The organism is Pseudomonas sp. MF08875 (assembly GCF_059862525.1).
The window spans coordinates 22,904-32,778 of sequence record NZ_JCBCUW010000056.1 but is presented as its reverse complement, the minus strand read 5'-3'; the positions used below and the strand labels follow the sequence as shown (position 1 = coordinate 32,778).

Here is a 9,875-nt window from a genome sequence, read left to right as displayed (position 1 = left end):
GAGGCACAAATGGCCGCCGGCACCACCCTGCACCTGGCCGTGGAGGGCGGCGCCAGCCTGACCCTGGAAGGCGGCAACATCACCTTCGCCTGCCCGGGCAGCATCAAGGTGTATGCCGGCAAACGCCAGTTCAGCGGCCCCAGCCGTTCCCAGTTTGGCTTGCCCCTGTTTCCACAATCGGTGTGTGTGGCGTGCCTGTTAAAAGCGGCGCGCAACGGCGCCCCCTATGCGGAGTTGCAGTAATGACCCCGGCCTTTGCTTATGACCCCGCGGCGGACGGCGCCGGCAGCGACCTGTTGAACTGGATGCAAGCGCAACCCCAAGCGCCTTATTGGGCGTTGGTGGATGTGGCGTTACTGGGCGCGGCACCCTTCAAGGCTGCGGCGCGCCGCCATCACTGGGCACCCGTCAATGCCCTGGCGAACACGCCCCTGCAAGCGTTCGGTGAGGTGGCCCCGCATCTGATTGCCCTGGGCGACACCCCTCAAGAACGCCAGGCACAAATCGCGCAATTACTGACACTCACCGCAGGCACACCCGCCCTCAGCTTCTTGCGCAGCGCCTACCCCGCACAAGCCCTGCAACTGCTATTCGGGTACTTGGCCAAGGCCCAGGTTCAGGGCCGGGCAAGGGCCGTGCATCTGCGCTTTGCCGACAGCCGTATCCTGCCGGGCCTGCTGCAAACCCTTGCCCCCAGCCAACAACGGCGCGTAGCCGACATCGTTCAGGACTGGCGAGGCTGTGATCGATACGGCCACGTTCAGGGCTGGCTTGCCCTGCACGAGGCAGTACCAGCCGCACAGATGGACACCGCCCCCCACCTGCACCTGTGCCCGGAACAACTGGCTGCGCTGCTGACACAGGCAGAAGCCGACAGGGTGTTTTACCAATTGACGCAGCAGCATCCAGAACTGCTCCCCCAACAACAACGCGCAGCCTTCCATCAGCGCCTCGCTACTTGCCTCTCAACGGCCAGTGAAATGAACCTGTCCACCGAACAAGACCGCTGGCTGTTTGTGCTGCTGAGTTTGAACTACGGCAATGAGTTCTATCGCTGCCCAGCACTTGCCCAAACCTGGGATGTTATTGGCGAACAAGGCGCGAGTTTGCAAGAACAAACACAAGGGTGGAGCACTGAAACGTTGCAGGCATTGATGGACTTCAAGGCCTCGCCAACTGTGCCTGATGGGCCAACCCCCCTTTAATTGGAGGCCTGCAAATGAGCAGATTTGAATTTGGCGCGTACCGCCGGCTCCGACGGTACAGCGCATTAATAGTGGTCGCCTTACTGGTGGGTTGTAATGGGGAAGAACCGGACAAAGGCCCCGCGTCCGCCAGTATCAGTGGTTACAACCACACCGAAGATTATATTCATCGATTCTTTATTGATGGGTCGTGGGGGGGGAACGTTTTTGCCTATAGCGGAGGAGGAAAGTTTGTATGCTGTATCAACTATCCTCGCGAATGGCGGCCTGGCCTCACAGCCACCGTCCGTTGGAGTACTTCAAGTTCCATTCCGGATGGCCCTCCCGGTGTCACCTGGCATGAGTTGGTAGTGCCGATTGAGTACTACGATAAGTTGGGTTCACTGAATGTGCACTTCTTACCGAACCATCAAGTGCGATTACTGATCTGGAATGGCTCGGCCGGTTCCAAAGGTTATCGCGGCCCAGATGCGCCGGAAAAACCTGCTGACTGGCCTTACTGACAATAATTACTTAGGAATTAACTCCATGAATGCGTTTCAAATTGGCAGGCAATACCTGCGTCAACTATTAAGTTCGCTAGTGCTGGCCGTATTGCTTGTTGGCTGTAAGGCGGAAGAGCCGGACAAAGGCCCCGCGTCTGCCAAGATCAGTGCCTATAACCACACCGCTGACTATATTCATAAGTTCTATATAGATGGTGCTTGGGGAGGGAACTCGCGTGCTTATGGCGGTGGGGGAGGTTTTGTGTGTTGCATTAGCTATCCTCGCGAATGGCGCCCTGACTTGACCGCTACTGTGCGGTGGAGTACTTCAGCTTCAAAGCCCAACCCCTATACGGGAACTACCTGGCACGAAAAAGTAGTGCCGATTGAGTATTACGACAAATTGGGCTCGTTGAATGTGCATTTCTTACCCAATAACCAAGTAAGGCTACTGATCTGGAACGGCTCGGCCGGCTCCAAAGGGTATAGAGGGCCAGATGCTCCGGAAAAACCCGCCGGCTGGCCAAAGACTCTTTATCTGGAGGATCTGAAATGACTGAGCTTCAAACCGGCAGGCAATACCTGCGTCAACTATTAAGTTTGCTCGTGCTGGCCTTATTGCTTGTTGGCTGTAAGGCGGAAGAGCCGGACAAAGGTCCCGCGTCTGCCAAGATCAGTGCCTATAACCACACCGCTGACTATATTCATGAGTTCTATATAGATGGTGCTTGGGGAGGGAACTCGCGTGCTTATGGCGGCGGCGGGAAGTTTGTATGCTGCATTAACTATCCTCGCGAATGGCACCCTGACTTGACCGCTACTGTGCGGTGGAGTACTTCAGCTTCAAAGCCCAACCCCTATACGGGAACTACCTGGCACGAAAAAGTAGTGCCGATTGAGTATTACGACAAATTGGGCTCGTTGAATGTACATTTCTTACCCAATAACCAGGTAAGGCTACTGATCTGGAACGGCTCGGCCGGCTCCAAAGGGTACAGAGGGCCAGATGCTCCGGAAAAACCCGCAGGCTGGCCAAAGACTCTTTATCTGGAGGATCTGAAATGACTGAATTTCAACCTGGTTGGTACAAGGTCCGACGCAAGCTGGATAACTCCCTGGACTGTCGCTATTTCAATACACCGCATACCTACAGCGCTTATTGCTGGCTAGAGCCCAATGGCAATCAACGGCTGTGGTGGGATGCCCAGCAGCACCCACCGGCCCGTGCCATGGCGTGGCAGCCCCGTTTCCAAAGGGTTGCCGACCCACTGTCGATTGCCTCCTGGGATGCCTATGCCTGCACCCTGGGCAACTCACAGATGGAGCCGCCGATTCCTATCTAAGCCAGTCGGCTGGTCAGCGTTGGTTATTAAAGAGGGTGAGGAATGAACCTATTTAAAATCTGCAGTTTTAAGGTTTTTGGTGCTGTGTTGCTATTTGTCGTACTAGTGGGTTGCAATGGTGAAGAGCAAGATAATGGGCCTGCTACAGCCAGTATCATTGGTTATAACAATACAGAGCATTATATACATCGTTTTTTTGTCGATGAGTCCTGGGGTGGGAATGTTCGTGCTTACAGCGGTGGAGGTGGGGTTGTTTGTTGCATAAGTTACCCCCGTGAATGGAGTTCGGATCTTGCTGCAGTTGTACGTTGGAGTACCTCAAGTTCTATTCCGGATGGCCCTCGCGGTGTTACCTGGCATGAAAAGATAGTGCCAATTGAAAGTTACGATCAGTTAGGGGATTTAAATGTTCACTTTCTGCCTGGCAATCAGGTTCGTCTGATTATCTCGCCGGGGTCTCCCGGATTTCCTGGCTATCGCGGGCCGGACGCGCCCGTTAAGCCAATCGACTGGCCTTACTGAAAATTTTAAGGAGTACCTCTAATGACCGAATTTCAAACCGGTTGGTACAGGGTGGCGCGCAAACTGGATGACACTCTTGACTGTCGTTACTTCGATACCCCACAAACCTATAGTGCCCATTGCTGGTTGGAGCCCAACGGTAGATTGCGGTTGTGGTGGGATGCCCGCAAACACCCTCCGGTGCGGGCCATGATGTGGGAGCCACATTTTCAACGCCTCGCCGATCCGCCCTCGATCGCTAATTGGGACGCTTATGCCTGTACCTTGGGCAACTCGCAGATGGAACTACCGATTCCTATCGCTCGGTTGGGGCGTGAACGCACCCCCATGGAAGAAGTGACGCGAGGTATGAAGGCCGATTTCAGCGGAATGGACTGTGTGCAGGAAATCCATGTCGGGGTGTTTTTTGATGGCACCAATAACAACATGGAACGGGACAAGCCCCACAGTCATTCAAATATAGTTAGCTTGTACGATGCTCATATCAAGGATCAAGAAACCCATTTTGCCTACTATTTGCCCGGGGTAGGCACTCCCTTCAGGGAAGTGGGCGAGATGACTGAGTCCAGTACTGGCAAAAGTTTTGCCTCGGGTGGTGAAGCGCGAATTCATTGGGCCATGCTTCAGGTCTATAACGCTGTTCACCGAGTTTTTCACGGGGGCAATATGCTCGATGCACATGAGATGAAGATCCTGGTCACTAAAGTCCTCAGTACTCACTTTCGTCACGCCACCGAAGAGAAGGAACTACGACGCCTCTTTTACGGTATCAACAGACGGTTGATAAACGCCGTGCAATACGAGCGCCCGCGTATTACCCAAATGCACCTGTCGGTATTTGGCTTCTCCCGTGGCGCCGCCGAGGCGCGGGTGTTTTGCAATTGGGTGCAAAGGTTCTGCGAAGGAGTGATTGGCGGAGCCAAGGTGAACCTGCGTTTTCTTGGCCTGTTCGATACCGTGGCTTCCGTGGGCCTGGCGGACTCTTCACCGGTGGGGCGCGGGTTTCTCCATTGGGCCCATAACAACCTGGCCATCGAGGGCGTCGAGAAAACCGTGCACTACGTGGCCGGCCATGAAATCCGCCGCTCGTTCCCGCTGTCCACCGTGCGCGATGGCGGCCGTTGGCCGGCCAATACCCGCGAGTTCGTCTACCCCGGCACCCACTCGGATATCGGCGGCGGCTATGGCCCTGGCGAGCAGGGCAAATCCCTGGGCGGGCGCAGCAGCCTGCTGTCGCAGATCACCTTGAATGATATGTACGAGGAAGCTCTCACCGCGGGTGTCAGGCTTATCCCTCGCCTGAAGATGGAAAATGAAACCAAAGACGACTTCGCCATTGACCCCGCCCTGCACGCCGCGTTCATGGCCTACACCGACTGGACGCTGCATGCCAACGAGCAACAGGAAAACCTCGCTGGCAGCCGCCGTGGCGTGGTGGAAAGCCGTATGCACACGCAGATGCAGCATTACTGGCGCTGGCGGGCGAGCAAGCGCACCGAGGCGCAGTTCAAGGCCTTGCACAGTTGGGCCAACGCCACTGCGCAAGACCAGCAGGACCTGTGGGAGTCGGAGTTGGATTGGCGCGCCGATGTGGCGCAGGCGCGCAAGGCCCATGAGCCCATCGTGGAGCAGCGCTACCAGCACGGTATCGGTTTGACCTCGCGCACGCTGCCCGCGCGGCCCAGCCAGACGCAAAAGGATTTGCTGCGCATGGTCGACGCCACTGCCCCGATTCCGCCCTTGGTGGATGAGTTCTTCGACCGCTACGTGCACGACTCCCACGCCGGTTTCTGGCTGCTGGGGCCGTTGACCCAGTGGGACAAGTCGGTGTTCGTCAATGAAATCCGCAACAAGAAAGACGCCTTTGACCAGTGGACGGCGCTGTCGCGCAGCCGCTTGCTCCACGCCCACCACTACACCCGTGTCGCCAGCCAGTACGCCCTCAACCGCTTCGAGCAGCGGGTGTACGACGCCAACAGCCCGAAAGCGGTGCCGGGTGCCGCGCCGGTGATACCGCTGATGACCGACGCCGATGCCGCCGACCTGCGCGAGAACATGGGGTTTGCCGGTTTGGTGGTGGAGTACGCCATGGGCAGCGGCACCCGCCGCGAGGCCAATGGCGCGGGGCAGTACCGGCGGGTGTTTGACGAAGACCATGAGGCCTTGGCGCTGATCGATGTTGCCGCGCAGCACCTGGAGGCGCTGGGCGGCGGCATCCAGGAGCGCGCCAGCCAAGTGGCCGAGGGCGTTGGCGAGCTCAAGGAGCGCGCTGTCGATAGCGTGACGGACCTGCCGGCCAAAGCCGCCGAGGCGGCACGCAAGCATGCCATGGACGCGCTGATAAACCGCTTGCCGGGTGGCGTGCCGCCGTTGCGTTGAGGTTGCTGTGTGGTGGTGAACAGGGCGCGGGTTGGGTGCAGTTAACGTAGACTCGTGCCCCTTCTGTGTTGCCCATTCGAGATGTGTTCATGCAAAGCCCGGCTTCTTCGCGCCCGCTCTGGCGGATCTATCTGCTGTTCCTTGCGCCCATGGTGTTGTCCAACTTCCTGCAGTCGATGTCGGGCACGGTCAACAGCATTTACATCGGGCAGATGCTGGGCACTCAGGCGCTGGCGGCGGTGTCGGGGATGTTCCCCATCGTGTTTTTCTTTATCGCCCTGGTCATTGGCCTGGGGGCGGGGGCCGGGGTGTTGATCGGCCAGGCGTGGGGCGCGCGGGAGGTGCATAAGGTCAAGGCCATTGCCGGCACCACCTTGCTGCTGGGGGCGATGATCGGCCTGGTGGCGGCGGTGGCGGGCAGTGTGTTTGCGCGCCAGGCGTTGCAGGGCCTGGGCACGCCGGCGGATGTGCTGGATGAGGCGGTGGCTTATGCCCAGGTGATGATGTGGATCATGCCGCCGCTGCTGGTGTTCGTGTTGTTCACCCAGTTGCTGCGCGGTGTGAGCGATACCGTTTCGCCGCTGTTGGCGTTGTTGGTATCGACCTGTGTGGGCCTGTTGCTGACGCCGGCGTTGATCCGCGGTTGGCTGGGTTTGCCGCCAATGGGCATCCAGAGCGCGGCGCTGGCCGGGTTGGCCGGCAACCTGGCGGCCATGGCCCTGTTGGCGTGGCGCCTGAACCGCAAACCCCACCCGCTGGCCCCGGACCGCGAGCTGTTGGCGGCCCTGCGCCTGGACCGCGAGATTCTCGGCAAAGTGCTGCGTATCGGCCTGCCCACGGGGTTGCAGATGGTGGTGATTTCCCTGTCGGAGCTGGTGATCCTGGCACTGGTCAACCAGCACGGCTCCCAGGCCACGGCGGCCTATGGCGCGGTGACGCAGATCGTCAACTACGTGCAATTCCCCGCGCTGTCGATTGCCATCACGGCGTCGATCCTCGGCGCCCAGGCCATCGGCGCCGGGCGCCTGGAGCGCTTGGGGCCGATTTTGCGCACGGGGTTGTTCATCAACGTGTGGCTGACCGGAAGCCTGGTGCTGCTGGGCTATGGGCTGTCTCACTGGCTGCTGGGGCTGTTCATCACCGAACCGGCGACCCAGGCCCAGGCCCAGCACCTGCTGCACATCATGCTGTGGAGCATGCTGGTGTTCGGCTTCCAGTCGGTGATCGGCGGCATCATGCGCGCCAGCGGCACGGTGCTGATGCCGGTGGCCATTTCGGTGTTCTGTATCGTCGGCGTCGAGTTGCCAGTGGCGTACCTGCTCGACGCCCATTTCGGCCTGCAAGGGGTGTGGATGGCGTTCCCGGTGGCGTACCTGAGCATGCTGGTGTTGCAGACGACTTACTACAAACGGGTTTGGCGGCACCAGAAGGTGGAGCGCTTGGTGTAGGCAGAGCCAGATATCGTTCACGGCGGTGCGTTCGCCCAGCGCATCGCCGGTGCTCAACACGCCACGCCACGCCGCTGCTGGGGTAGCATGCGCGCCTCCAATCCACACCCCCGGTTTGCAAGGAACCTGGCACATGCCGCCACGCCCCCCACTGTCCCTTTCCCTCGCGCTGCCTCCGTTCACCCTGCACCGCCATTGGCCGGCGCTGGGCTTGAGCGCGGCGCTGGGCTGCGTGCCCCTGGCCCACGGCCAGGACGCCCTTGAACTGCAAGCCGTGCAGGTCAGTGGCGCCGAGCTCGACGAACTGGACACGGCCCGCGCGGCGTTGCGCAGTGTGCCCGGGGGTAGCAACCTGGTGGACCTCAAGGAAGCGGGGGCAGGGCGCCTGGCCAACAACGAAGACCTGTTCAAGTACCAGGCTGGGGTGTACGCCAAGGCAGCCAACAACGAGGGGGCGAAAATCTCCATTCGCGGCTCCGGCATCAACCGTGGCCCGGGCGCCCACGCCTCGGGGCTCTATGAGATGTTCGATGGCTTGCCGGTGACCGGCCCCGGCGGCACGCCCTACGAGCTAATGGAGCCGCTGTGGCTGAGCCGGGTCGAGGTGCTGCGCGGCGCCAACGGTTTCGAGCGCGGCGCGTTGGCGCTGGGCGGCGCGGTCAACTACGTCACCCGCACCGGCTACGACGCGGCCAAGTTGCAACTGCGCTATGAAACCGGCAGCCATGGTTACCGCAAACGCCAGATCAGCTCCGGCCAGGTGCTGGGGGATTTGGACTATTACCTGAGCCTGACCGACTCGGGCTACGACGGTTACCAGGCCCACAGTGCCGGCAGCAGCCAGGGCGTGGCGGCCAACGTTGGCTACCGTTTGAACCCGGACCTGGAAACCCGTTTCTACGTGCGTTACCGGGAAACCGAAAACGACACCCCGGGCAAGCTGACCCGCCAGCAGATCGAACACGACCCGCGCGCCGCCAATGCCCTCAACCTCACCCGGCATTCCGAGCGGCCGCAACCGGGCAGTACCTGGATCGCCAACAAAACCACCTTGCAGATCGATGACGACTCCCGTGTCGAGGCGGGGCTGGTCTACCACGACTACCCCATGGACCTGCGCGAAGGCGCCAACCGCTTGAAGGTGGCGTACACCGACATCAGCGGCACCCTCAACTACCTGCGCCGCGACACCCTGTGGGGCCACGAGAGCAAGACCACCCTGGGCCTGCGCACCACCCAGGCGCTGCCTAATACCGGCGTGTCGGAGTTCGTGCGCTTGAGCACCGCCGCGTACCCGCTGGGCACCCGCACGCGCAACTACAGCTACCTGGGCTCGGACAGCGTGCTGCACGCCAGCCATGAGCTGGAACTGCTGCCCGACCTGTGGCTGACCACCGGGCTGGCGGCGATCTACACCCGGCGCGAAACCGAAGTCACCTACCCCCAGACCCACGACCGGTTGAGCCTGCACACCTGGGACTACGCGCCGCGCCTGGGGCTGCGCTACGCCTACAGCGCGGACCTTGAAGTGTTCGCCAACCTCAGCCGCTCCGTGGAGCCGCCGCACCCCTGGGCGAGTTTGTGGGGGGCGAACAAGTTCTTCCCTGCCAGCAGCGGCCCGGCGAGCGGCCTGCACAGCGGCGGGGTAAAACTGGACAACCAGAGTGCCACCACCCTGGAGCTGGGCGGGCGCGGTGACGCCTGGTTCGGCCACTGGGACCTGGCCTGGTATTACGCCCAGGTGCGCAATGAACTGCTGAGCGTGGAAACCCAGGCTGCCGTGGGCAATCTGTCAGCGATCATCGCCGAAGCCAACGCCAGCCCCACCGTGCACCAGGGCCTGGAACTGAGCCTCGACAGCCCGCTGTGGGAGGGCGGCCGTGCGGGCCGGGTGGCGCTGCGCCAGGCCTACACCTACAGCGATTTCCACTACGAGGACGACGAGCGTTTCGGCGACAACGCCCTGGCCGGGATTCCCAAGCGCTACTACCAGGCCCAGGTGCGCTACAGCCACCCCAGTGGCCTGTACACCGGGTTCAACGCCGAACGGGTGTCGAAAATCGCGGTCGACTATGCCAACTCCTTCTACGCCGCGCCCTACACCCTGTTCGGCGCCACCCTGGGCTACGACGCCCCCGGCGGCGCCTGGCAAACCTGGCTCGACCTGCGCAACCTGGCCAACAAACGCTACGCCAGCACCGTCACGCCGGGCTACGACGACCATGGCAAAGATGCGGCCCGTTCCACTCCCGGCGATGGTTTTGGGGTGTATGCCGGGGTGTCGTGGAGCCTCAACTGACGCGGGGCTGCACCCCCCAATCCCCTGTGGGAGCAACTGTTTTACCCCTACCATTCGTCACCGCCGTGCAGTGCCGCCATCGCGAGCAGGCTCGCTCCCACAGAGGAAAAACCAGCCTCACCCACGCAACAGTTCAACTGTGTGGGCTTGCCCGCGAGGGCCGGGGTCTGAGCCGTGCCGCTCTGTTCGCCAGC

General features: G+C 60.9%; 10 protein-coding genes. All 10 read left to right on the top strand.

Annotation, left to right across the window (positions count from 1 at the left end; all coding sequences use genetic code 11):
* Positions 1-243 (top strand): DUF2345 domain-containing protein (locus AC19YT_RS24420; RefSeq protein ID WP_500611172.1); only part of this gene is annotated, 243 nt, incomplete at its 5' end.
* A complete protein-coding gene (locus AC19YT_RS24415) occupies positions 243-1,205 on the top strand; it encodes a DUF4123 domain-containing protein (protein WP_500611171.1) in 963 nt (320 codons plus the stop codon). The genes AC19YT_RS24420 and AC19YT_RS24415, both read left to right, overlap by 1 nt.
* Before the next feature lie 14 nt (positions 1,206-1,219).
* Positions 1,220-1,708: a DUF3304 domain-containing protein gene (locus AC19YT_RS24410; protein ID WP_500611170.1), complete on the top strand. Its 489-nt coding sequence runs from the start codon at positions 1,220-1,222 to the stop codon at positions 1,706-1,708.
* 25 nt (positions 1,709-1,733) lie between these two features.
* Positions 1,734-2,246: a DUF3304 domain-containing protein gene (locus AC19YT_RS24405; RefSeq protein ID WP_500611169.1), complete on the top strand. Its 513-nt coding sequence runs from the start codon at positions 1,734-1,736 to the stop codon at positions 2,244-2,246.
* Positions 2,243-2,755 carry a DUF3304 domain-containing protein gene (locus tag AC19YT_RS24400; RefSeq protein ID WP_500611168.1) on the top strand — a complete coding sequence of 171 codons (513 nt, stop codon included), beginning with the start codon at positions 2,243-2,245 and terminating at the stop codon, positions 2,753-2,755. Before AC19YT_RS24405 ends, AC19YT_RS24400 begins: the two co-directional genes overlap by 4 nt.
* A complete protein-coding gene (locus AC19YT_RS24395; RefSeq protein ID WP_500611167.1) occupies positions 2,752-3,033 on the top strand; it encodes a hypothetical protein in 282 nt (93 codons plus the stop codon). Before AC19YT_RS24400 ends, AC19YT_RS24395 begins: the two co-directional genes overlap by 4 nt.
* Before the next feature lie 42 nt (positions 3,034-3,075).
* Complete coding sequence (locus tag AC19YT_RS24390; protein WP_500611166.1) at positions 3,076-3,555, top strand: DUF3304 domain-containing protein; 480 nt, start codon at positions 3,076-3,078, stop codon at positions 3,553-3,555.
* Positions 3,556-3,576: 21 nt separating this feature from the next.
* A complete protein-coding gene (locus tag AC19YT_RS24385; RefSeq protein ID WP_500611165.1) occupies positions 3,577-5,934 on the top strand; it encodes a T6SS phospholipase effector Tle1-like catalytic domain-containing protein in 2,358 nt (785 codons plus the stop codon).
* Positions 5,935-6,023: 89 nt separating this feature from the next.
* Entirely contained in the window at positions 6,024-7,382 is a 1,359-nt protein-coding gene (locus AC19YT_RS24380; protein WP_500611164.1) for an MATE family efflux transporter, read from the top strand.
* A gap of 133 nt (positions 7,383-7,515) precedes the next feature.
* Complete coding sequence (locus tag AC19YT_RS24375; protein ID WP_500611163.1) at positions 7,516-9,681, top strand: TonB-dependent receptor family protein; 2,166 nt, start codon at positions 7,516-7,518, stop codon at positions 9,679-9,681.
* Positions 9,682-9,875 lie beyond the last annotated feature (194 nt).

Coding starts and splice junctions, on each gene's coding strand:
- AC19YT_RS24415 (WP_500611171.1), top strand. CDS start 243: ATGACCCCGGCCTTTGCTTATGACCCCGCGGCGGACGGCGCCGGCAGC.
- AC19YT_RS24410 (WP_500611170.1), top strand. CDS start 1,220: ATGAGCAGATTTGAATTTGGCGCGTACCGCCGGCTCCGACGGTACAGC.
- AC19YT_RS24405 (WP_500611169.1), top strand. CDS start 1,734: ATGAATGCGTTTCAAATTGGCAGGCAATACCTGCGTCAACTATTAAGT.
- AC19YT_RS24400 (WP_500611168.1), top strand. CDS start 2,243: ATGACTGAGCTTCAAACCGGCAGGCAATACCTGCGTCAACTATTAAGT.
- AC19YT_RS24395 (WP_500611167.1), top strand. CDS start 2,752: ATGACTGAATTTCAACCTGGTTGGTACAAGGTCCGACGCAAGCTGGAT.
- AC19YT_RS24390 (WP_500611166.1), top strand. CDS start 3,076: ATGAACCTATTTAAAATCTGCAGTTTTAAGGTTTTTGGTGCTGTGTTG.
- AC19YT_RS24385 (WP_500611165.1), top strand. CDS start 3,577: ATGACCGAATTTCAAACCGGTTGGTACAGGGTGGCGCGCAAACTGGAT.
- AC19YT_RS24380 (WP_500611164.1), top strand. CDS start 6,024: ATGCAAAGCCCGGCTTCTTCGCGCCCGCTCTGGCGGATCTATCTGCTG.
- AC19YT_RS24375 (WP_500611163.1), top strand. CDS start 7,516: ATGCCGCCACGCCCCCCACTGTCCCTTTCCCTCGCGCTGCCTCCGTTC.